The sequence below is a fragment of the Phaeodactylibacter xiamenensis genome, assembly GCF_965229835.1.
Lineage (GTDB): Bacteria > Bacteroidota > Bacteroidia > Chitinophagales > Saprospiraceae > Phaeodactylibacter > Phaeodactylibacter xiamenensis.
Window position 1 is genome coordinate 285,859 of sequence record NZ_OZ245931.1, and the last position, 22,507, is coordinate 308,365.

Annotated in this window: 24 protein-coding genes and 2 tRNA genes; 8 read left to right on the forward strand and 18 right to left on the reverse strand. The window is 50.5% G+C overall.

The genetic code is table 11. From position 1 onward, the window contains the following. Nucleotides 1-24: 24 nt before the first annotated feature. Both ACO08I_RS01010 and ACO08I_RS01015 read left to right on the forward strand, forming a co-directional pair. A complete protein-coding gene (locus ACO08I_RS01010) occupies nucleotides 25-591 on the forward strand; it encodes a hypothetical protein (protein WP_421948206.1) in 567 nt (188 codons plus the stop codon). A 19-nt stretch (nucleotides 592-610) separates the two neighbouring features. Next, nucleotides 611-781 (forward strand): YqaE/Pmp3 family membrane protein, encoded by a 171-nt coding sequence (locus ACO08I_RS01015; protein ID WP_421948207.1) that lies wholly within the window; start codon nucleotides 611-613, stop codon nucleotides 779-781. A gap of 63 nt (nucleotides 782-844) precedes the next feature. Here ACO08I_RS01015 and pgm read toward each other — a convergent pair whose 3' ends face one another. From pgm to rseP, 4 genes are all read right to left on the reverse strand, one after another. Continuing rightward, a complete protein-coding gene (pgm, locus tag ACO08I_RS01020; RefSeq protein WP_421948208.1) occupies nucleotides 845-2,485 on the reverse strand; it encodes a phosphoglucomutase (alpha-D-glucose-1,6-bisphosphate-dependent) in 1,641 nt (546 codons plus the stop codon). A gap of 104 nt (nucleotides 2,486-2,589) precedes the next feature. Further along, nucleotides 2,590-2,673: transfer RNA gene (locus ACO08I_RS01025), tRNA-Leu, on the reverse strand. 52 nt (nucleotides 2,674-2,725) lie between these two features. Beyond that, nucleotides 2,726-2,809, reverse strand: a tRNA-Leu gene (locus ACO08I_RS01030). Nucleotides 2,810-2,954: 145 nt separating this feature from the next. Next, the gene (gene rseP, locus ACO08I_RS01035; RefSeq protein WP_044226041.1) at nucleotides 2,955-4,295 is read right to left on the reverse strand and encodes an RIP metalloprotease RseP; all 1,341 of its coding nucleotides are present in this window, start codon (nucleotides 4,293-4,295) and stop codon (nucleotides 2,955-2,957) included. 207 nt (nucleotides 4,296-4,502) lie between these two features. On the opposite strand from rseP, the gene ACO08I_RS01040 reads away from it, so the two are divergent. Both ACO08I_RS01040 and ACO08I_RS01045 read left to right on the forward strand, forming a co-directional pair. After that, a complete protein-coding gene (locus tag ACO08I_RS01040; protein WP_282780873.1) occupies nucleotides 4,503-5,207 on the forward strand; it encodes a 16S rRNA (uracil(1498)-N(3))-methyltransferase in 705 nt (234 codons plus the stop codon). A gap of 3 nt (nucleotides 5,208-5,210) precedes the next feature. Continuing rightward, a complete protein-coding gene (locus tag ACO08I_RS01045; RefSeq protein ID WP_282780871.1) occupies nucleotides 5,211-5,876 on the forward strand; it encodes a DUF4159 domain-containing protein in 666 nt (221 codons plus the stop codon). A gap of 3 nt (nucleotides 5,877-5,879) precedes the next feature. On the opposite strand, the gene ACO08I_RS01050 is transcribed toward ACO08I_RS01045, so the two are convergent. The 9 genes from ACO08I_RS01050 to ACO08I_RS01090 form a co-directional block, all read right to left on the reverse strand. Then, nucleotides 5,880-6,095 (reverse strand): PspC family transcriptional regulator, encoded by a 216-nt coding sequence (locus ACO08I_RS01050; RefSeq protein WP_282780869.1) that lies wholly within the window; start codon nucleotides 6,093-6,095, stop codon nucleotides 5,880-5,882. A gap of 230 nt (nucleotides 6,096-6,325) precedes the next feature. Beyond that, nucleotides 6,326-6,517: a hypothetical protein gene (locus ACO08I_RS01055; protein ID WP_044226051.1), complete on the reverse strand. Its 192-nt coding sequence runs from the start codon at nucleotides 6,515-6,517 to the stop codon at nucleotides 6,326-6,328. Nucleotides 6,518-7,248: 731 nt separating this feature from the next. After that, nucleotides 7,249-8,442, reverse strand: a complete 1,194-nt coding sequence (mltA, locus tag ACO08I_RS01060; RefSeq protein WP_421948209.1) for a murein transglycosylase A — start codon at nucleotides 8,440-8,442, stop codon at nucleotides 7,249-7,251. Between the two features lie 41 nt (nucleotides 8,443-8,483). Then, nucleotides 8,484-9,362 (reverse strand): SAM-dependent methyltransferase, encoded by an 879-nt coding sequence (locus tag ACO08I_RS01065; RefSeq protein ID WP_421948210.1) that lies wholly within the window; start codon nucleotides 9,360-9,362, stop codon nucleotides 8,484-8,486. Nucleotides 9,363-9,482: 120 nt separating this feature from the next. Beyond that, complete coding sequence (locus tag ACO08I_RS01070) at nucleotides 9,483-10,745, reverse strand: FAD-dependent oxidoreductase (RefSeq protein ID WP_421948211.1); 1,263 nt, start codon at nucleotides 10,743-10,745, stop codon at nucleotides 9,483-9,485. Between the two features lie 223 nt (nucleotides 10,746-10,968). Continuing rightward, the gene (locus ACO08I_RS01075) at nucleotides 10,969-11,976 is read right to left on the reverse strand and encodes a hypothetical protein (protein WP_282780861.1); all 1,008 of its coding nucleotides are present in this window, start codon (nucleotides 11,974-11,976) and stop codon (nucleotides 10,969-10,971) included. A 33-nt stretch (nucleotides 11,977-12,009) separates the two neighbouring features. Beyond that, entirely contained in the window at nucleotides 12,010-12,717 is a 708-nt protein-coding gene (locus ACO08I_RS01080; RefSeq protein WP_282780859.1) for a hypothetical protein, read from the reverse strand. 3 nt (nucleotides 12,718-12,720) lie between these two features. After that, nucleotides 12,721-13,236, reverse strand: a complete 516-nt coding sequence (locus ACO08I_RS01085) for an RNA polymerase sigma factor (protein ID WP_282780857.1) — start codon at nucleotides 13,234-13,236, stop codon at nucleotides 12,721-12,723. Between the two features lie 98 nt (nucleotides 13,237-13,334). Continuing rightward, nucleotides 13,335-13,979 (reverse strand): porin family protein, encoded by a 645-nt coding sequence (locus ACO08I_RS01090; protein WP_282780855.1) that lies wholly within the window; start codon nucleotides 13,977-13,979, stop codon nucleotides 13,335-13,337. 136 nt (nucleotides 13,980-14,115) lie between these two features. Here ACO08I_RS01090 and yihA point away from each other — a divergent pair, with 136 nt between their 5' ends. The 4 genes from yihA to ACO08I_RS01110 are packed head-to-tail and all read left to right on the forward strand — an operon-like array spanning nucleotide 14,116 to nucleotide 17,834. Continuing rightward, entirely contained in the window at nucleotides 14,116-14,733 is a 618-nt protein-coding gene (gene yihA / locus ACO08I_RS01095; protein ID WP_044226074.1) for a ribosome biogenesis GTP-binding protein YihA/YsxC, read from the forward strand. A 28-nt stretch (nucleotides 14,734-14,761) separates the two neighbouring features. Beyond that, nucleotides 14,762-16,468 (forward strand): 1-acyl-sn-glycerol-3-phosphate acyltransferase, encoded by a 1,707-nt coding sequence (locus tag ACO08I_RS01100; protein WP_044226077.1) that lies wholly within the window; start codon nucleotides 14,762-14,764, stop codon nucleotides 16,466-16,468. A gap of 5 nt (nucleotides 16,469-16,473) precedes the next feature. Next, entirely contained in the window at nucleotides 16,474-17,295 is an 822-nt protein-coding gene (locus ACO08I_RS01105) for an ion transporter (RefSeq protein ID WP_044226080.1), read from the forward strand. Then, nucleotides 17,292-17,834, forward strand: coding sequence for a 3'-5' exonuclease (locus tag ACO08I_RS01110; protein ID WP_282780851.1), 543 nt, complete (start codon nucleotides 17,292-17,294; stop codon nucleotides 17,832-17,834). The genes ACO08I_RS01105 and ACO08I_RS01110 overlap by 4 nt, the downstream gene beginning before the upstream one ends. 52 nt (nucleotides 17,835-17,886) lie before the next feature. On the opposite strand, the gene ACO08I_RS01115 is transcribed toward ACO08I_RS01110, so the two are convergent. The 5 genes from ACO08I_RS01115 to ACO08I_RS01135 form a co-directional block, all read right to left on the reverse strand. Then, nucleotides 17,887-18,618 (reverse strand): DUF6733 family protein, encoded by a 732-nt coding sequence (locus ACO08I_RS01115; protein ID WP_282780849.1) that lies wholly within the window; start codon nucleotides 18,616-18,618, stop codon nucleotides 17,887-17,889. 509 nt (nucleotides 18,619-19,127) lie between these two features. Beyond that, nucleotides 19,128-19,715 carry a 3-keto-disaccharide hydrolase gene (locus tag ACO08I_RS01120; protein WP_282780846.1) on the reverse strand — a complete coding sequence of 196 codons (588 nt, stop codon included), beginning with the start codon at nucleotides 19,713-19,715 and terminating at the stop codon, nucleotides 19,128-19,130. Continuing rightward, complete coding sequence (locus tag ACO08I_RS01125; RefSeq protein WP_282780844.1) at nucleotides 19,712-20,461, reverse strand: 3-keto-disaccharide hydrolase; 750 nt, start codon at nucleotides 20,459-20,461, stop codon at nucleotides 19,712-19,714. The genes ACO08I_RS01120 and ACO08I_RS01125 overlap by 4 nt, the downstream gene beginning before the upstream one ends. Nucleotides 20,462-20,510: 49 nt before the next feature. Continuing rightward, nucleotides 20,511-21,857 carry a Gfo/Idh/MocA family protein gene (locus ACO08I_RS01130; RefSeq protein WP_421948212.1) on the reverse strand — a complete coding sequence of 449 codons (1,347 nt, stop codon included), beginning with the start codon at nucleotides 21,855-21,857 and terminating at the stop codon, nucleotides 20,511-20,513. Between the two features lie 189 nt (nucleotides 21,858-22,046). Next, on the reverse strand, nucleotides 22,047-22,397 hold the full coding sequence (locus ACO08I_RS01135; RefSeq protein WP_282780840.1) for a hypothetical protein: 351 nt from the start codon (nucleotides 22,395-22,397) through the stop codon (nucleotides 22,047-22,049). Nucleotides 22,398-22,507: the final 110 nt, after the last annotated feature.

Consider the following 22,507-nt stretch of genomic DNA (forward strand, 5'->3'; position numbering starts at 1 on the left):
TAACACCAAAAAACAGAAACGATTATGAAAACAATGATTAAAATGTTGTTTACCCTTGCATTGATCAGTCTGATCAGTTGCGATGTAGACCAAACCCAGGAAGGCGAAATGCCTGATGTGGATGTAAACGTTGAGGAAGGTGAAATGCCGGAATACGACGTAGACTGGGCAGATGTTGATGTGAATACCACCACCCGTACGATCGAAGTGCCCAAGGTGGTCGTTGTTATGGAAGAAGAACAGGTAGAAGTACCCGTTGTGGACGTTGACATGCCCAATGAGGAAAAAGAAGAACGCACTATTATGGTGGAAGCTCAGGTAGCGGAAACCAGCCATGAAATAGAGATTGAAGGCATTTATGCCTCCAAAAACCGCTTGATAGTAGTTTCTGAACTGGAAAGTACCGGCCAGGATCTGCAAAAACAAACCATGCGTGTTTCAGACCAGATTGTGCTGAATGCGCCAGACCTTGATGTGAAGCACTACATCATTGGCGAAAAGCTGCGGGGAGATTTTAACAACCAGTACATTTATATCTCCAGCAAGTCTGAAATTGCTGATAAGTTAAGCAAGGCAACAGAAATATTGTAAACCCCAAAACGAAATTATTATGTCAACCCTCTCCGGCAACAAAGTACTGCTGGTCATTTTGGCCATCCTATTCCCTCCACTTGGCGTAGGGCTTCATACCGGGCTGACTTCAGCGTTTTGGATAAGCCTGGTGCTGACGCTGTTGTTTTACCTTCCGGGGCTCATTTACGCGCTGTGGGTCATTCTTTAAGAAGAAATAATCCATGAACATATTGGACTGCCGCCAGCTTTGGAAACAAGGCTGGCGGTTTTTTTAACTAATGACGCCATTTACCACGCTTTGTGCTTCTTCCTGCAGCTGCTTCAGGTGGCCCTCGCCTTTGAAGCTTTCCGCATAAATCTTGTAGATATTTTCGGTTCCGGAAGGGCGGGCGGCAAACCAGCCGTTCTCAGTAGCTACCTTTAGCCCGCCGATTGCAGCACCATTGCCTGGTGCTTCTGTCAGTATGGCCTCAATAGGTTCACCCGCTAATGTGGAGGAGGTGATCTGATCGGCTGATAGCTTCTTCAGCTTGTCTTTTTGATCCGGCGTTGCTGGCGCATCAATGCGTGCATATACCGGCGCACCGTATGCTGCTGTGAACTCATCGTATATTTCACCCGGATCCTTGCCAGTTGTAGCCGTGATTTCACCAGCCAGCAGCGCAGCGATGATTCCATCTTTATCAGTAGACCACACCTTGCCGTTGCGGTCCAGAAAAGAGGCACCGGCGCTTTCTTCTCCACCGAAGCCCAGGCTGCCGTCAAACAATCCGTCCACAAACCATTTAAAGCCTACAGGGACTTCCACCAGTTTCCGGCCAAGTTTCTTCGCCACACGGTCTATCATTTGGCTGCTCACCAAGGTCTTCCCAATACCTGTATCTGGCGACCAGCCGGGTCGGTGCCGGAAGAGGAAATCTATAGCCACAGCGAGGTAGTGATTGGGCTGCATCAATCCCTGGCTGCGGGTCACGATACCATGCCGGTCGTAGTCGGTATCACAGGCTACGGCTACTGCAAAGCGGTCTTTGAGTGCGAGCAGCCGCTGCATAGCATAAGCAGAGGAAGGGTCCATACGCACCTTCCCATCCCAGTCCAGCGACATAAACCGGAAAGTTTGGTCTACTTGTGTATCGACAATATTCAAATTGATATTGTACCGGTCGGCAATGCGCTCCCAGTAGTGGACACCAGCGCCGCCCAGGGGGTCCACACCGATTTCCAGTCCTGCGTTCCGGATAGCCTCCAGGTCAATTACCTGATCGAGATCGGCGGTGTAGGCATCCAGGTAGTCGTAGGTCTTCGTTGTGGAGGCTTTCAGAGCTTTCTGCAAAGGTAGCCTTTTGACTTCCTTAAGACCGTTTTCCAGAATTTCATTGGCTTTAGCCTCAATCCATGCGGTGACGCTTCCCTCCGCTGGCCCGCCGTTGGTCATATTGTATTTGAATCCTCCGTCCTGTGGCGGATTGTGCGAAGGCGTTATAATGATCCCATCTGCGAGCCCGCTTGTCCGCCCGGCGTTGTAGGTCAGAATGGCGTGGCTGACCGCAGGGGTAGGCGCATACTCATTATTGGCGGCAATCATCGTTGGCACTTCGTTGCCCGCCAGGACCTCCAGGGCGGTAGCCTGCGCGGGTTCCGAAAGTGCGTGCGTGTCCATGCCCATAAATACGGGTCCGCCGATGCCCTCCTTATGGCGATAGAGGCAGATGGCTTGTGTGGTCGCCAGAATGTGGTCTTCGTTGAAAGAGGCTGTAAGCGAGGAGCCCCGGTGGCCAGAGGTGCCAAAGGAAACCCGCTGCGTACGTTCTGCCGGGTCCGGCTTATCCGTAAAGTATTGGGTAATCAGGCGGGGGAGGTTAACGAGTTCGCCAGTGGTGGCCGGCTTACCGGCATTAGGATGGAGTGCCATGAGCTGGTTTGGGTTTGGTTGAGCTTAAAAATAGGGGACAGGGGGCGGGTGTGCAAATAGTTTACAAAAAAAGCCCGGCTGTAAATACAACCAGGCTTTCGGGGTGCCCGCGAGAGGACTCGAACCTCCACGTCCGTAAGGACACATGAACCTGAATCATGCACGTCTACCAATTCCGCCACGCGGGCCTATAATTATTATCAACGGGATAAACTGCTCTTCCCGCCTCACACTACTTCGTACCGACGGCGGGAATCGAACCCGCACTCTGTTGCCAGAACTGGATTTTGAATCCAGCGCGTCTACCAATTCCGCCACGTCGGCATAAGATTGCCGATCAATCGGCGCTGCAATGCTTTAATTGCGGATGCAAATATAGAGTGGTATTTTGAATTTGTAAAGCAAATGGAGCGAAAAAAGTTTCAATAATAACGCTCCATTTGCTTTACGTCTGATAGTCAGTGTGTTCCTAACTAAAAAAACTGCGGATAATATCGAGCCCATTGGCATATAGGACCAGCCCAATTACAATCACAAACCCGACGATTGTGGCTCGCTCCAAAAACTTGTCACTGGGCTTACGGCCAGTGATCATTTCATAAAGGAGGAACATGACATGTCCGCCATCGAGTGCCGGGATAGGCAGGAGGTTCATAAAGGCCAGGATCAAAGACAGCACCGCGGTCATTGTCCAAAAGCGCTCCCAGAGCCATTCGTTGCCAAACATGGAGCCAATGGTACCAAACCCACCCAGACTTTCCGATGCCTTGATGCGGCCACGGAACATTTGCCCGAAGGCTTTTACCTGATCGCCAAGGAAGGTCCAGCCTTTTTGTACACCGGCTGGCATGGCTTGGGCAAAGCTGTATTCCTTACGTTTGGTACCGAATAGCTCGCCTGCAAGTACCCGCTCTACCCCGATCATGCCGTTTTCCGTAGTGGTCAGGCTGAGCTGCAGGGTGTCAGAGGTATTCCGCAAAACAGTAAGATCTACTTCCACCCCATCTTTACCACGGATAGCTCTTGCAAAGTCGATAAACCAGGGCGTGGGCTGCCCATCCAGCCCTATAATCTGATCTTCGGGTTTGATGCCTGCTTTTTCTGCCGGGCCATCCTCCATTATATCTTTGATTTTGAAGGGCATACGTGGGTAAAAGAGCGCCTTGTTCTTGTATTCGTAGCTTGAGAGCAGCGTAACGTATTTGGGATCAATCGGGACTTCCACTTCCCGGCCTTCCCGCTCCACCGTGATCTTGTCGGCATTATTGATAATGATTTCGCGGACCACCAATCGGTCGTTGAATTGCTCATAAGGCTTACCAGCTATGCTAAGGATGTGGTCTCCATCGCGCAGCCCCATTTCCTGCCCCAGCGAATCTACCTGAATACCGTATTCGAGGTTCTCGTTGGGCAGGTACTCTTGTCCGTATACCCAAAGCACAAAACCATAGAGCAGGAAGCCGAGAATAAAGTTGACTGTCACACCGCCCAGCATAATAATTAGCCGTTGCCAGGCCGGCTTGGAGCGGAACTCCCATGGCTGCGGTTCCTCGCTCATTTGTTCGGTATCGAAGCTCTCATCGATCATACCGGAGATCTTGACATAGCCGCCCAGGGGCAGCCAGCCGATCCCGTACTCGGTTTCTCCAATTTGTTTCTTGTACAATTCAAACCATGGATCAAAAAAGAGGTAGAATTTCTCCACACGGGTGCCAAACAGGCGAGCCGGCAGAAAGTGGCCCAGCTCATGCAGTACAATCAAAATAGAAAGGCTAAGCATCAACTGCCCGCCCATAATTAGATAATCCATAAATTATTTTCTTCCTTGCAGGATGGTTAGTTTATCGAACAAAAGAACAGCTTCGTTCCGGTTATGTTGTTTAGGAGCGGGCAAAGGTAGTTAAATATTATATTAGCGCCGCGGATTTCAGGACGAAACGAAACTGAACAGTAAAGAGGCGGAAACAATTTAAGCTGCGTGGCAGGCGCTATTTCCGTCAAACGATTAAGCGAGGATATGAATATTTTTTTTACGGATCAGGTGAGGGGAGAGGTGGCTGCGCTTCCTGAAAGTGAAGCCCGGCATTGTATTCAGGTGCTTCGCCATAAAGTCGGCGACCGCATCCGCTTTATAGACGGGCAGGGCGGGCTATACGAAGGGGAGATTGCTGAGGCAGGCAAAAAGACATGCCTGCTGAAGGTCATTTCTCATAAGGAAAACCACGGCAAACGCTCTTACCGGGTACACCTTGCAGTTGCTCCGACCAAAAACATCAGCCGGATGGAGTGGCTGCTGGAAAAAGCCACTGAAATTGGGCTAGATACCTTCACGCCCTTGCTATGCAGTCATTCCGAACGCCGGGTGCTGAAGATGGAGCGGCTGGAGAAAATTGTACTCTCCGCTGCAAAGCAGTCCGTTAAAGCCTATTTGCCCCAACTCAACCCCCTGATCGGGTTTGACGATTTTTTGGCAGAAACAGACCGGGAAGCTGACCGTTTCATCGCTTATTTAGGCAAGGGCGTTAAGGGGGCCTTAAAACAAAACTACAAAGCCGGGCAAGACGTTTGTTTGTTGATTGGCCCGGAAGGCGGTTTCAGCCCGCAGGAAGCCGAGGCTGCTGCCGAGGCAGGATTTACCCCTGTTACTTTAGGCGAAAGCCGCCTGCGGACTGAGACGGCAGCCCTTGTTGCCTGCCATACTATTCATCTATTAAATGCATAATCCATGTTGAGAATTGGAATGGGGCTTATTGCGATCTTTTTGCTGTCATTTACCACACCGGCCGACCCTGGTGCAGGAACTTTGAAGATGGGCCTGCTTAAGTATAACGGAGGGGGCGACTGGTACGCCAACCCCACTGCACTGCCTAATCTTGCCGCCTTTTGTAATGTGCAATTAGGTACTGACTTCGATACAGAATATGAAGAAGTAGAAGTGGGAAGCGTAGAGTTGTACAACTTTGCTTTTGTACACATGACCGGTCATGGAAATGTAGTCTTCTCAGATGCAGAAGCAGAAAATCTACGCAATTATCTGTTGGGAGGCGGTTTCCTTCATATCGACGATAACTACGGCATGGACCCTTACGTGCGGGTAGCTATGAAGAAGGTATTCCCGGAGCAGGAATTTGTAGAGTTGCCATTTGAGCACCAGGTTTTTCACCAGAAGTTTGAGTTTGAGAATGGGTTGCCGAAAGTACATAAACACGATGACAAGCCAGCACAAGCCTTTGGTTTGTTTCACGAAGGCAGGATGGTTTGCCTGTATTCTTTCGAGTCAGACCTGGGCGATGGCTGGGAAGACGAAGACGTGCACAACGACCCGGAGCCTATTCGTCGCCGGGCCCTTCAGATGGGGGCTAACATCATACAATTCGCTTTTCAGCAGTAGGAATTACTGCCAGATCAAAGACCGTTTGCGCCGGATATAGTTCCGTACATTAAGCCAGAAGGCTACGAAAATGTACAGAATTACCGGCGACCCCAGGGCCACGAACGAAATGTAAATAAAATTGATGCGCACGCGGGCAGAAGCGATCCCCATTTTGTCTCCGAGATAGCTGCATACACCAAATGCTGATCTTTCCATTAAGTCTTTTACGTATCGCATAAGCCATTTTTTGGTCAGTCACTTCACTTCCATGCAATGCCGAGCAGGCCACCTCAACCTGTCATCAGGTATAACGTTTAATCCGGTTGAGGCGTTGCCGGCAAGCGGGATTCCGGTCAAAAAGCATAGCAATGCCCGCTATTGTTCTGGAACAAATCCCTAACAATAAAATAGGTAAATGGATTACACAACCGGCAAAAAAATTACGTTACCGGAGGCAATGCCCATGATTATTCTGCGATAGCCGTCATGGCATCGTTCATAGACACCTGCTCATAAACGGCAGCACCGTTCTCCAGAGAGTGTCCAGGTTCTTGCATATTGCCTTCCGAGCCGGAAAAAAGGAAAAACGCACCGGCGGCGCCAAAAACGAGAAGCAATGCGATAATAATAGTTTCGATGTTCGACTTGTTACGTGCCATGATGTTTGGTTGTTTGTTGCAGCAGCAGCACTGGCAGGGCTGAAAGCTGCGGTTTAGGAATGGGGGGGGCTTTCCCGTCGGGGCAGCAGAGCGCTCCGACGCGGCATAGGAATGCCATGGCAAGTGCGGGGCACTTTACCGGGCAAAAGGTTTCGACAAGGCACAGCAAGGGCTTTCAGCTTCCGTTGCAATGGAGGCTGTTACTCAGGAGCGGGCATAGCTCGCCCCTTTAGCGGCGTGCGGTCAGGCACGTGCTATTCAGGCATAGGAGTAGCAGGGCAAGCGGATACACTTGCCAGAGGTACAGGCATACATTGGACACAATGATAGCCTGGTGTTTGCCGGGCTATCAGGCAAAAAATGTAAAGGGCCTGCGGGGTACGCTACCGTACCTGGCCAATACTGTGTTTGAAATCGGTGGTTGTAGATGGCCTGCGAATTGCAAGCGTAGGAGTGTTGTTTAAGGAGGAGATGGTGCAGTGCAGCCTTTGGGGCAGTAGTTGCCCAGGCAGTCTGCACCCGGTTTGTAAGGGTTCTGCATAGGTTGTCTTGGTTTACTGAATGATTATGATTGCAGGCATACAGTTTTCCAACTGTGCCTATGCAAATATTATAAAAATTATCTATATATGTATGACTCGACTGTGTTTTATTAAAAAAAATCTTCATTTGTTTCTCTGTATTGTGTTCATATACAGAGCTACAAAATATATGCCAAAAATAGTATGTGTTTATTTTAAGCTTGTACTTACAGGCTTAGGCTGGCTTGAAGGCGGTAGCAAGAGCCACAATTTACCGTAGGATTTGAGGTTGCCGGCTTCCTGTGCAGCTGCATCTCCAATACCGGTGTAAAAGTCGACATGCCCGGGGCCACGGATAGCGCCGCCGACATCCTGCGCAATTAGCAAGCGGTAATCATGTCCGATCACGCGCTGTTTGCGGTTGTCGAAAATGGGGAAAGCCGCGAGGAGGCAGCTTCCCAGGGGGATATACCTGCGGTCGACAGCTATGGAGTAGCCGGGAGTGAGGGGCACGTTGCCGGCTCCGGATGGTACTGTTTGCTGACGGATGAAAAAAGTATAGGAAGGGTTTTGAAACAGAATGGTGTCAGTCAAGGTAGGGTTTTTGAGCAGGAACTTGCGGATGCCGCGGATAGAAAGGTTGGGGATATTAAGGTCCGGCTGTTCCATGATATATTTTTCAATACTCAGATAGGGGTGGCGGTTGCTGCCATTGTATGAAAAGAGCTCCCGGGTGCCATCCGGGTATTCCACATAACCGGAGCCCTGAACCTGCATATAGTACAGGTCCACCTTATTGGCGGCATAAGCAAGCTCGAGCCCCATACTGTCGAGCACCCCTTCCCCTTCAATCTGAGCGCGGGTAGGAAGAGCGCCTTCCCAGTCAAGTGGGCGGCTGTAAATGGGATATTTGAACGGCCCGGAAGGTTCCCGGGATACTTTTATGACCGGTGTGAAGTACCCTGTGAACTGTACATTCCCACGCTGGTCCCTCCCCCAGATCTGATAGGCGTTCAGATACTTCTCCATGCCAAAGGGTTGTGCGTGCTGCCATGCGGCGAGCATTTCAGTGACTTCACGGAGCGCTTCGTGCCGTATTCTCAGGTTTCCTACCTGATAATTGCTTCGGCTTCGGGCAAGGTCCAGTAATTTAAGGTTGTGCTGCAGGGCTTCTACTGCTTTCCCATCAATGATGGGCAGCGTGAGGGAATCCAGAGGGATAGGAGTGTAAATATCCTGCTGTTTGGGTTGTCCCTGCACCCTTCCGTATCTGTCGATTTTCAGCTTTTTTGGCTTATGGCGGGCATCAGGGGTATCAACTGGAAGTTGCCCGGACTCGGGAGAAGGCCCACAGCCAGTCAGAGCAGTGAGCGCCAGGCAAATGACAGCCGTGCGTATTTTCATGAGGAGATAGGTTGATGCCACCAACAATTATACTATAAAAATCAGTGACTTCCAAAGGGCTTTTGGGCAGTGATCAGCCCATAGTACCAAAGCCCCTGTTTCAGTGCCTGGAACTGTCGTATACTGCCAAGGATATTATTGTGCTGTGCCCGGGTCCGGATACCAATAGGGTGAAGCAGGTAATTGGCCCATAGCCAGCGTCGGGAAATCAAGTAAAGATTTTTGAGGGAGATAAATGTATAGCGGGTATAATCCTGAATTTGGATATTCTCAAAGCCCGTACTTTCCAGGTGAGCGTGATGCTCGTGCGTACTATCAAGGTCCGGTATGGCCCAGCGGTTGACCCAATCCAGCAGCAGTTTTTCCTGCGCATCAGGGAGTGGTCTTTGGTACCGGATATATTCGGCAATGACAATTCGGCCTCCGGGTTTCAGGAGGCGTGCAGCTTCCCGGTAGAAGGCGGCTTTGTTTTGCGCATGACAAAGGCTTTCACAGGCCCAGATCGTATCTACGCTGTTGTCTTCCATGGGCACCTGACAGTAGTCGCCTTCAATGAATTGGCAAAGGTGGGCGAGCCTGCGTTCTGAAGCCTGTTTTTCAGCGGTGGCGACTTGGGTGGCAACGGGCGTAATACCCGTTACCCGTACAGATTTTTGGGCGGCCAGCCACAAACTGCTGCCGCCGTTGCCACAACCGGCGTCAAGGACATGCTCTCCGGGCTCTACTTTGCCCAATGCTGCCATAATTTGGTTGGTATTCAGCAGCGCCTGCTCGTGTGTCCGGTGGTTGCGGTCATAAAAACCGAAATGGACAGCCTGATTGTCTTCATTGAGCCAGGCAACTTTGTAGTCAAACCGGGTTTCATCATAATAACGAATGACATCACTAAAATGGGTCGTCTGCAGGGGAGGGGTGGGCATGGGCTACTAAATCTGTTTCTGCTGGCAAAATAGGGAATTTTGAGGACTGCCATGAAAATAGCGCAGCCCCGCCAGCCATTCGGCTAACGGGGCTGCTGTAAGCAGAACAATGAGTTGGTGTTATGCTCTGCCTTTTAGCATCATATTCCAGTACATGAATGGCAGGCCGTACTTCTTGAGCACCCACATCGGGTAGAGCTCTTTTGAAGTGTCAAAGAACTTGGACAACATCGGGTCGCTGTCCCGTTCGCCTTCGTAGTTGAACTCCGCAAGTACCATTTTGCCGTAACCTGTCACCAGTGGGCAGGAAGAGTAGCCCTGATAATCGTTATTGAGCTTGCCATCATTGGCTATGGCATGGAAGAGGTTCTCTACGACCACGGGAGCCTGCTTGCGTACGGCTGCTCCGGTCTTTGCTGTCGGTAAAGCTGCGGCATCACCCAGTGCGAAAACATTTGGGTATCGCTTGTGCTTCAGGGTATTAATGTCTACTTCAATCCAGCCTTTGGTAGGGCCATCCTGTACGGCGAGCTGAGACTCCTGAATAAAATCGGGTGCAGCTTGTGGTGGGGCAAGGTGGAGCATATCGAACTCCATCATAGCGTGGCCTTCTACAACTTCTTCTTTCTCAGTGTCACGGTAGTTATAGCACACGGCAGAAATCTTGTCGTATTCCTTCACGATGTCAAAGTATACCCGCTTATTTTCCCCGTCAATTTTTTTAATTCGGTGGAAGAAGCGCAGCTGCAACCCTTTGCGGTCCACCACCTTCATGAGGGTAGACTTAAACGGTTCTACCCCGAAGATCACACTGCCCGGTGTCAGGAACACGATGTCGGACTTCTCGCGTACGCCCTGCTTACGCCAGTAGTCATCCGCCAGATACATGATCTTCTGAGGGGCACCACCGCATTTGATGGGCGTGGCAGGTTGGGTGAAAATAGCGTTACCGCCTTTAAATTCCTGAAGGACTTCCCAGGTATAATCCGGATCTACATAATTGCTGCAGACCTGGTTCTTGTTCATGGTTTCTTCCAGGCCTTCAATCTGCGAATAGTCATACTTAACCCCCGGGCAGGCCACCAGGTAGTCGTAGAATACCTTAGTGCCGTCTTTGAGTACGACCTCGTTGTTATCCGGGTTGACAGCGGCCACATATTCCTGAATCCACTGCGCGCCTTTTGGGATTAGGTCGCCCATGTTGCGCTCCGTGTCCTTATAATTAAAGGTGCCTGCGCCTACCAGCGTCCAGGCGGGCTGATAGTAATGCTTTGATGCCGGATCAATAATGGCAATGTCCAGGTTTTTGTCTTTGAGGAGTAGTTGAGCAGCAACGGTAATACCAGCCGTGCCTGCTCCAATGATCACTATCTGATGTTTCATGTGAATTGGCTTTAATAATGTTTGGTGAAGTTAGAGCCAATCCTTTTTTTCTTTTGTGCAATGGGTCACACAAGAGGGTGATAAAAATCATTAAAAGTATTAATAGTTATTGCCAGGAGCATACGGAAGGGCGACCCCAGCCTTTCATGGCGGGTGCTCCGATGCAGTACATAGGCAAGATGAATAACCTGGAGGTTTAGAGGCCGAAAAGTTGGATTGAGGTTCAGCGGCGCTGATCCGGCTTTTCTTTCTCAAGGTAGATGTCCCCGAATGTCACGGAAATCGTTACATTGGGGTAGTACTCCGCCCGGGGCTGGAATTCTACCTTTTTAATCTCGTCTGTATTCTTCAGGAATTCCATTTTGAGATTGCTGGGAAAGTAAATACTGCCGTGCTGAGCGGTGAGGGCATAGCCGTAGTCCAGCAGCCGGGGGTCGAAGAGGAAAATGTCACTTTTGGTGCCGGTAATATTGAGATCTAATAATCCGGCAGAGGCTGAAAGGATACGCACATCTCCATAGTTAGCTTCAATGCTGTACCGGCCCTTGATCTCCTCCAGAGTCACGTTTGAACGCCGGGCATTGATCATGATGTCGCCATCGAGGCGTTTACCGGAAACATCACCAAAGCGTGTGGAAAGATCAATGCTGCCCTTAACATTTTCAAGCCCAACCGGGCTGAACTCGCCCTGATAGCGGAACCCTTTGGCGAGGTTGATGACGTTGGCTGTGCCAAAATAGTTTTTCAGGTAGACCGGGCAGTCTTCGGGTACTCTTACTACATAGCGGGCAGAGAGATTGGAAGCAGGCTTAGGAGCCCCTTCGGGCACAGAGATGTAGTTGCGCACGTAGATTTTGTTGCGTACGCGCTCTGCGATATACTTGATCGCTTCAATATCTGCCTCTGCAGTGGTTTTGTCGGGATGTTTGGCAATGAATTCAACAGTAAGGGCGATTTCGTCCTTATTCCAGGTTTCGATAGAGACATCAGCTTTTTCGCCTTCGATGTTCACTTCATAGGTTTCCCGGTATTTGAAGGTTTTTTCCAACCGCTTGGTGATGACGTGGAGGTTGGTGGTCTGCGCCATCAGCCCGTTGCCGGGAAAGCTCAGCCCGTAAAGAGCGAGCATTATCCAAAGTGGCTTTGGGAAAAGCCGGCTTAGGCTTCGTTTGCCAGCCTGCAGCGCCCGAAGAGTCCGGGTTGCGCTAAATAAAGGGTTCCAATTTTTCATTATTGGTCCAGATATTTTGATGGGCAATGGTGATTAAATTTGAGTAATCATTTCCCGGATCAGGCCGGAGCGTTCTTTTTCGATCTCGCTCATTTGCCGGATGAGCTGAGCGTCTTTTCCATAGCGCTCCATCATTTTGGCCACTTCCTCCTGAGCGTCTTTCAGGTCTGCCCACTCGGATAGCAGCAGTTCATAGGTAGGCAGTTGTTTCGCTACCGGGTCTTCACGGAATTCGTTTACCGCTTTTTGCATCAAAGCATCCGCCTGCCCCCAGTCTTCAATACTGGCGAATTGGGCTCTTGTGGTCTGCTGATCGTAAGTGTAGGTGGCTTGCAACGGTGCCTCATCCGGCTGTGGCCAGGCCCACCAAAGACCGAGTGCAAGGGCAATAGCCGCTGCTGCTCTGGCCAGCATCATTAGTTGGAATCTGCGGGCGGGTGGCCTGATACCCCCTTCAATAGCCGTCCAGACTTTGGCCGGAGGCGCATATTGAGGGAGCTTTGCGAGAACTTCCGTTAGCTGCTGTTGGGATGTGTCCGCTTCAAGCGTGTCCGTGATGCGTGCCCAAACCATAGAAGGAGGTGTGTAGGCAGGCAGCTCATGTAACGCAGAATGCAACGGGGCTTCTGCAGCCACTTTATCCAATTCCCGGCCGATCTCCTGCCAGCATTTTGCCGGGGGAGCATAGACCGGCATTCGGGAAAGTGCATCTTTCAGGGTCGTGCGGTTTTGCTCACTCATCGATTAGGAGTTGTAATGTTCTAGTGTTTCCCGCAGCCGCTTTTTAGCATGGAAGAGCTGCGATTTGGAGGTGCCAACCGAGACACCCAGCATTTCTGCTACTTCTTTGTGCGGGTAGCCTTCAATTTCTATCAGGACGAATACCGCCCGGTAGCCTTCCGGTAAGGCCTGAATGGCCCGTTCGAGGTATTCAACATCCAGTTGGTGCCCCCAGTTAATAGCTTCCTCCCCGAGGTTATGTTCCAGGGGCTCAAATTTCAGTTGGCGCTTAATATGGCTCAAAGCTGTTCGGACTACTATTGTTTTGATCCAGGCCCCAAGCGTAGACTCCCGCCTGAACTTAGGCAATGCCCGAAAGACCTTGATAAAGGCATCCTGTAAAACATCATTGGCGGAATCAAAGTCGTTGGTGATCCGGTATGCGGCTGTATACATGGCTTTACAGTACCGCTCGTACAGCTCGCGTTGCGCAAGGCGGTCGTGGGCCAGGCAGCCTTCAATAAGTTCTGATTCCGTCATACTTTTTGTCACATAAACCATGAGCCTGGAGTTCTCCTTTAGTTTTCGGTTACAAAGAGCGCTCCAGGCACAGAACAGGTTGTATAGGAATGAAAAAATTACTTACCCAGTAATAAGCCGAGTGAAAAAATCAGCCGTTCTGGGCGCTGATCGAAATCGTATCGCTGATCGTTGAAGTACATGTGGTCACCAAAGCGGGTGAAGTTGCCCTGATAGCGTACATCGAGCATAATATTCCAAATGTCGAGCCCCGCCCCAATCTGATAACCGTAGGTTAGGTCTTCAAAACGCTGTTCATAGTTTTCATAGGCCAGCAAATCAGAGGTACTATTGATATACACGTGCCCCAATGGCCCGCCACAGAGCCGCAGTGCACCAATGCGATAGTGGAGCAGGAGTGGGATATCAAGATATTGATATTTCTCAGAGAGGACTTTACGGACCGCTCCGGAACTTCTGAGCTCCTCCACTTCATAGTCCACCCGGTTGGAATTAAAGATGACTTCCGGCTGTATGATCCATTTTTCACCGAGGGGGATTTGCAGGACAAGCCCGCCCTGAATACCAAACTGCGCCTCGTCTACATCGAGGTTTAGCTCAGGCGAGCTGCCTCCTTCGGGGATATTGTTGGGGCTTGAAGGCACGTTGAGGTTGACCAGCCCGGCACGTATACCGAGGCGGACCTGGGCAGATAAAGTTAGGGTGCATAATAACAGCAGGGTGATCAAAGTCGGGATTTTCATATGCATACGTTTTATGGTTTTCGACTGTTCTTTTCCCAAAAGTAAACGAAGCGGGTGCTTCGGGGTTGCGTTCGTATTTTTATTAACCACAAATTTAGGCTATAATTGCTGTCTTGGATAAAATCAGATTTTTCCTATGGAAATCAAACAGACGGCATTTGCCGGAAGCTTCGCAAAAGAATCGCAGTGCCCGCGTGACGGTAAGCCGGAATATGCGTTTATCGGCCGCTCAAACGTAGGCAAGTCTTCGTTAGTCAATATGATTTGCAAACGGAAGAGCATTGCCCGTATTTCCCGCACGCCGGGCAAAACCCAACTCCTCAATTATTTTTTGGTTGACGGGTTATGGTACCTGGTTGATCTGCCGGGGTACGGGTACGCCAAAATTTCCAAGAAAAAGCGGGCGGAGTGGCAGCGAATGATCCGGACGTACCTCAAAACCAGGTATACCCTGCAATCGGCCTTTGTGCTTATTGATAGTAATGTGCCCCCTCAGGAGATTGACCTCGATTTTATGAATGAATTGGGAGAGGAGCAGATACCTTTTGCGATCGTATATACTAAAGCAGACCGCCTCAAGCCGCAGGAGCTGGAGGACAACCTGGCGCAAATCCGTAAGGCTATCCTGCAGCACTGGGAATCGCTGCCTCCTGAATTCATCACCTCTTCCAACACGGGGCTCGGCCGGGAGGAGCTGCTAGCATACATTGATCAGGTCAATAAGCAGTATTTTGAACATCACGAGGACCTGTAGCAACCGGGGAGCCCGAACGTAGAAGCCAATGAAAAAGAAAGAACAGCAAACAGGCTATGAGCATGTGATACCGGATATTGAGGACTGGCCAATCTATAAACTGAGCCAGGACCGGCGCAATTTTATTGCGGACATCGATCAGTTCATCACAGACCGCTTTATGCGGCAGCCCACCCCTAAGCTTACGGATATCTTATCTAAGACCATTTACCTGGAGCGCATCCGTATGAAAGAGGAGCCCTGGAAAGTGGACCCGCCGAATGAGCGTCAGTTTTGGCGTAAAATTCGCAATCAACTTATGGGGCAGTCGCTGGACCGCAGCGAAGAAGAAGCGCGCCGGACCAATGAAGAGTTGCTCCGGAAAATCGTCCACCGGTACTCTGAAGAAATCGTTGGTACTTTCCAAAAAGGCACTTTCCTCTTTGCCCGGCGGTTTTTGACCTTGTTTTTTACCCGTTTGCTCAACACCGCTGCCAGCCGTAACTGGCGGCGTTTTTGGGGCAGTAAGCACCGGCTTCAGGACCGGCTTCTGGTCAGGGGGCATGTAGAGACCATCCGGGCCTTGATGAAAAAAGGCACGGTGGTGATCGTCCCCACTCACTTCAGCAACCTCGATTCTATACTGATTGGGTATGCACTGGACTCCTTTGTTGGGTTGCCCTCCTTTTCCTACGGAGCAGGACTCAACCTTTATAATACAGGTTATACGGCTTACTTTATGAACCGCCTCGGTGCTTACCGTGTGGACCGGCGTAAGAAAAACCCGATCTATCTGGAAGTACTCAAAGGTATGTCCAAACTTTCCATTCAGCGAGGGGTCAACAGTCTTTTCTTCCCGGGAGGCACACGCTCACGTTCCGGTGCCCTGGAGACTAAACTGAAGCTGGGCCTGATGAGCACTGCAGTGGAAGCTCAACGGGCTATCTATGAGGAAGGCCGGCAGGAGAAGGTTTTTATCTGTCCGCTTATTCTGGGCTATCACTTTGTGTTGGAGGGGCAGTTCCTGATTGATCAGCACCTTAAGCGGATGGGCAAGGAGCGCTACATGCAAAGCCGGGATGAGTTTTACAGCTTCCGCAAGCTCACTAAATTTATCTGGCAGTTCTTTTCTCAGGAAAATGATATTACGCTCTCCTTCGGTCAGCCTATGGACGTGCTGGGCAACTACGTAGATGCCGATGGCCACAGCTTTGATCAGTATGGTAATGAAATCAACCTGGAAGAGTATTTTTATACCGCTGGCAAGGTCACTAAGAACCTCCAACGGGAATCCGAGTACACCAAGCGGCTGGGAGAGCGAATTGTAGAGCGCTATTTTAAGGATAATATCGTGCTGAGCAGCCATCTGGTGGCCTTTGCTGCCTTCCAGATTGTGAAAAATAAAAACAGCCGCCTCGATCTTTACGGTATCCTGCGCCTGCCGGCAGATGATTATGTCTTTCCAATGGCGACGATGCGGGAAGTGGTGGGGCAGCTACGGCAACGCCTCATTGATATGGCAGAAGCCGGAGAGGTAAAGCTGTCGGAACAAGTGATGTATGATGTGGATCAGCTCATAAAAGACGGCATCAGCCGATTGGGGACCTATCACATAGCCAAACCATTGCGCTTCAATAAAAAAGGGCAAATCATTAGTGAAAGTTTCAAGGTGTTGTATTTTTATCACAACCGCCTCACCGGCTACGGGCTGGAAGAAAAGGTGCAGTGGAAGCAATTTGACCTTGAAATGGTTTAACCCCTATGATCAAACGATTTTTTCTTTCGGAACGCAATATGATGGCTGCAATCCTGGTCAATGCAGTGCTCATATTTATGCTGTATTTTCCGGGCTGGAGGCACAATGAATGGCTGGAGCTGATCGATCATGTCTTCATCCTCTTTTTTCTTCTGGAAGCAGCCGTTAAGCTTTACACGCTCAAACCACGCTATTATTTTGCTGACCCCTGGAACCGTTTCGACCTGATCATTGTCCTGGGCAGCCTGCCTTCTTTGCTAGTGCAGGTCATACCTGTACCCGATACCTCGCTGCTGATCATTTTGCGCTTGTTCCGCCTGATTCGCCTGATTCGTTTTATTCGTTTCGTGCCGCATTTGAGTAAAGTGATTACCGGTTTGGGGCGGGCGCTGCAGGCCTCGCTCTTTGTGCTGCTGGCTTTATTGTTCCTCAATCTGTTGCTAGCCATATTCACCTGCCATTTTTTTGCAGATGTTGCTCCGCAGTATTTTGGAGACCCCCTTATTGCATCTTATTCTATTTTCCAGATGTTTACCGTGGAAGGATGGAATGAAATTCCGGCCACGATCGCCCAAAGTCTATCAGAGCGGCAGACTCAGGCAGGGATTTTTAATACGAGTATCCTTATTGGGCTGACCCGGCTCTACTTCGTGCTGGTGGTGTTGCTGGGCGGTGTTTTTGGCATGTCCCTTGCCAATGCTGTCTTTGTTGATGAAATGACTATGGACAATAATGATGCTCTGGAACGCAAAGTTGATGACCTGCACAACGAAATAAAGGAACTTAAAGCTCTGCTGCTACGTAACGCACAAAAAGAAAACCCATGAACTTCATCGTTTACGATTTGGAAGCAACCTGCTGGGAAGGGCGGCCGCCCAATAAAACTCAGGAAATTATTGAGATTGGCGCGATCTCAATCAATGGCTATGGGGAAGTTACAGGCTCTTTCAACAAGTTCATCCGGCCGGTACTCAATCCTAATCTGTCCCTTTTTTGCCGGGACCTGACCTCTATCGAGCAGGAATATGTCGACCGGTCTAATGAATTCCCGGAAGTTATTGAGCACTTTCAGGATTGGGCGGAGATTTTTGATGAGGATTATCTGCTTTGTTCGTGGGGTGCCTTTGACCGTAAAATGCTCATACAGGATTGCGAGCTGCACGGAATGGAGTGGGAGTGGGCAGAACACCACCTGAATGTGAAAAAGGAATATGCAAGAATGCGCGGGCTGCGCCGACCGCGTGGGCTTCGCTCTGCCGTGGAAAAAGAGGGTTTTGAATTCACTGGCACCCACCATCGGGCGATTGACGATGCAGAAAACCTGGCCAAGCTGTTTATCAAGTACCTCGATGAGTGGCAGTATTAAGAGAACCGGCAATGCGCAGTTACATCGCCGGTTCTTCTATGCTCCATTTAATTTAGAAGCCCATGCCTACGGTAAGCTTGTAAAAGGAGTCATTGCCTTCCAGTACATCGCTGCCGAAGGCAAACCGTGCCCACGTACTACCGTTGGGGTTGGAGAACTGCAGATAGGGCCCGACCCACTGATAGACATCGGATGATTCCTCCACATCGGATCCGCCGGAAAGGATGAGGTGTTCCCAGTGCGCACCAAAAGATAGGAAGTCCAGCGCTTTGTAGCCTGCGTTCAGCCAGTAGTGCGTGTAGGCCAAGGTGGAACCTTCTTCACGTAGTGGTGCGTAGTAGCCCAGGTAGAACTCTCCCTCCAGGCTCTCTGTGCTTAGCCCAACGGTTAGGTTAGGCACGATACCATCGCCCATAATGCCAGGGCCGGCTGTGGCACTGGAGAGCAAGTTGCCACCAAGGAAACCTATCTGTGGAGTGATGCTGATAGACTCAGAAGCTTGAAAGCTTACCCCCATGCCAAATTCTGTCCAGTTGCCCCAGCCTCCACCAGTGCCTCCGGACCAAAGAATGCCATAAAAGGTAAAGTCCATCTTGTCGCTAACGCTGTAGCCCCCGGAGAAGAAAGGGTAAAACCCAAAGAACTGATCGGAGTTCAGCGTGACGTTCATGCTAAATTTGTTCTCCTCCTCCTCCTGAGCCTGAGCTTCCTGAGCTGAAAAAACTAATGCCAGGCAGCTGATTGTGGCAAGTGCTAAACGCTTGAGGTGGTTAAAATGCTTCATTTTTAGTGAGATTTGTTGGTTATGAAAAAAAAATTCAAGTCAATGCTTGCACAGAAATCTAAGCTATGTGCTCCGTCTGTAAGTCAGGGCAATACAAAGGACCTGCCTGCATAGGGCGCAAAGCGTTATGGATAATGAATAAAAGATGTCTTGATCCCCCCGGTATATGGCATTTATACCAGAGAATAGCTTGGTTAGGTTTGGTCTATCTGGAAAGAGGTATCCTTTCGTATCAGGATGGTGTCAAAAGTAGGGGCAGAAGCGGAGTAATACTACTCTGATTTTTTATGCCGTGTTATGCCAAAAAATGAAAAATTGTTTTAATATACTGTTAATCAAATTTATAGCGTGATTTTTTTTGTTACGCCCAAGCTGATTTTGTTGCTTTTAGATGCAATGGTATTGCTATCGGGTTTGAGTTTTGTGGTCTTAAGAATTGAATAGCCTTCCTGACTACATAGCAGGAAAGGCTATTCAGAAGCAGTAGCTTTTTTCAATCAGGGTTGTGCTTAAAGTGATTTAAGCTCCAGGTTTTTCCATTTGACCCGGATGCCGCCACCATCGTGGATTTGAAGGCAAATGCCGCCTTCGCCCGTCCCGATTTTTTCGTCCTTTATCCTGACCATACGTTTGCCGTTAAGCCAGGTAGTTACCCGGTCGCCTTTGGCTTTGATTTTCATGGTATTCCAGGCATCAGCCATCAGTGCTGCTTCTCTCCGGGCACTGGGCTTGATCAGCCAGCCTCTGCCGTAGGACTCGTAAATGCCTCCGGTATGCTTATTGGGCGGGGCTACTTCCACCTGCCAGCCTTGTACTTTCGTGCCATCAACCGTGGAGCGGAAGAAAACGCCGCTGTTGCCGTTCGCCTCCTGCAGGAATTCAAGGGTAAGCACAAAGTCGTCGTAGAATTCAGTAGTGCAAAGGTAGCCGTACTGTTCATCCGGACCACTCTCAGAAATTAGCAGGCCTTCCTCGACGTACCATTTTTCGGTGCCGTAGGCTTGCCAGCCGGTAAGGTCTTTTCCGTTAAAAAGCTGCTGCTGGGCGCTAAGGCTGAGCGAAAGCCCCAACAGGGCAAATCCAAGTAATACTCTCATAGCGGGCGGATTTTGATATTCTTAAACCAGATCTTGCTGCCGTGGTCCTGCAAGCCGATTAGCCCGGACTTGGCAACGCCATAGTCAGGATAGCCTTTCCACTTGCCGACCTCCTTGCGCATCTGCCAGTCGGCAGACCAGGGTTCGAAACTGAGCATTTCCGCCCCGTTGAGCCAGTAGGTTACTTTCTCCGGGGTGAAGCGGATTCGGCTGCTGTTCCACTCGCCTGCCGCCTTAACGGGCTTGTCTTTTTTAGGTACATACATGCCGTAATCAGCCCCCACGTATTGATTGTCAAGCAGCGCTTGCTCAAATCCAATATCGTCGAGCAACTGATACTCCGGAGCATTTTCATACATGGCATGGTACTGTTCTCCTTCCAGAATATGGTAGAAAATCCCGCTGTTGCCGGTTTTTTCGATCTTCCACTCCAGGTAAAGGTCAAAGTTTTCAAAGTTTTGCTTGCCATATACAATATCCCCTCCGGAACCTGTGGTCATGAGTACCCCTTCCTGAACGGACCAGGTGGGCGGAAGGCTGTCCTGATTGTAGCCCCGCCAGCCCTCAGTGGATTGGCCATCGAAAAGGAGCATCCAGCCTTCTGCTTTTTCGGCTTCGGTGAGGGTGTTATCAGCGGCGGGCGCTTCAGGCTCCGGAGTTGCGGCTGAGGCCTGTTCCTGTTCAGATGTAGCGCCTCCACACCCCACAATGAGCAGCGTTAAGGCTAAGAAAAATAGGTTCTTCATACAGTTGATTTTAGTTGATTAGTCGTTTTGAATAGCGATCGGCCTGGATTTAAACCACTTTCATATTCACCGGGTCCCAGTCAATAAACCGGTTTTCAAAGTAGCTGTCGTTGCACAAAAGTGCCGGTGCACAGGCCCGGAAGCCGAAGATGGGGTCCTCCACGACCTGCCCGCCTTCGCGTATGGCGCGGAAGAGGTTGCCAAAGTGGTCGTAGTGGGCGCCTTTATAGCCTTTTTCCACCTCGTAGACCATCTTTTGGGGTGGCAGGATTTGTTTGCGGTCGCTGCGGGTACCTGTTTCTTTCTCTTTGGCATCCAGGAAGGGATCATCACTGTGAACGGTGCGGTTGCGCTCTACAGTGATATCGTTCCAGCCGATATTCATGGAGCCTTTGCTGCCGTTGATTTTAAGATAGGTAGAGCCGCTTGTGCCATCCACAAAATTGCAGCGCAGGGACAGGTTGAAGCCCGGGTGCGCTTCGCTGTCAGGGTAGTTAAACATGCCCAGCAGGACATCCGGCACTTCCCGGCCGTCCTTCCAGTACCGCAGTCCGCCCATGGCCGCGATGCGCTCCGGGCCAAGGGAACTGGTGATGAAATGGAGGCTGGAAAACAGGTGTACAAACAGGTCGCCCGACATGCCCGTGCCGTAATCCCGGTAGTTGCGCCAGCGGAAAAAGCGCAGAGGGTCAAAGCCACGCTTCGTGGTATTGGAAATGTACGTGGCCCAGTCCACCGTCTTTTCGCTGGCATCCTCAGGCACCGGGTATTGCCAGGCACCGGCAGGGGAGTGGCGGGCCCAGAAACCTTCGGCATAGTTGATATCTCCGATTACCCCGGCTTCCAGCAGCTCTTTGGCCTTTTCATTGCCCAGAGAGGACAGGCCCTGACTGCCTACCATAAAGACGGTGCCAGAGGCTTTCCAGGCATCAATCAGCTCCTGGCCTTCCCCAACGCTGTGCACCATCGGTTTTTCACAATAGACGTGCTTGCCCGCTTTCATCGCATCAATGCTAATGGTCTTGTGCCAGTGGTCGGGCGTGCCGATGATGACCATGTCCACGTCCTTGCGTTTTAGAATGTCCTTGTAGTTCTTGGTCAGGAAAAGGTCCTGCCCCCAGCGCTCTTTAGCCGCTTCAAGCCGCCCGTCGTAGAGGTCACAGGCCGCAACGATGCGTATGCCCTCGTGCTCCAGTGCGGTATTGACATCCACGGTGCCCATACCCCCTGCCCCGATCACAGCGATATTCAGCGTCTGTCCCGGTGCAGGGCGTCGTTTAGGTTTTAATATTTCGTAAGGTACAGGAGCTTCCTGTGCCACCGACCTGGCGGCACCAGCCAGCGCAGCGCCTGCTAAGCCTGCTTTTTTGATGAATGATCTGCGGTTTTGGCCCATAATTTGGTGGTTTCGTTTTGTGGTTTGATGAATTTAGCGCTTTAAATTAGGAAAAGGGTAAGGGAACTCCTACAATGAAGCCGTGTTTATCCTGTTAGGAAAGGGAAAAGATGAGCATTATAAACCGTTGCCGCTCCGCTATCCGGCATCGGATCACAATATTGGTCGCTCGCATAGGAAGCGGCGTTCTTATCCAAATCGGCGAGGGCGTTTGCTGGGATCTGGTTCATACTCCCCCGCAATGGGTACGTGCTCCAGGTCCAGGTATTTCTCCAATATTTGCTCCAGGTCTTGAGCTGATTCTCTTCCGACCAGCAATGCACTGGGAAACACAATGTATTCTTCTCCACTTTTGAGGCGGATGATAAGGTCTCTTGAGGTGTACTTTGGACGTCCATGGCTTTTATAGGACCGCGCTTGCACATACAAGCCCTCAATAGCAATGCGCGAATAGTCCCAATTTCTTCCCGGGAGTATGATTGGCCCTTCTTGGCGCCTGATACCGTTGGGCGCAACGGTTAGCTGTACGTTGTTTGCCATGGACGCCACTATTTTTCGGCTACCACTGGCAATACCCCAGGCAAGGCCCGCCAGCATAACGAGGCGAATTATACCTGCAGCAGTTCCGCCTGTCCCAAATTGTAGTATAA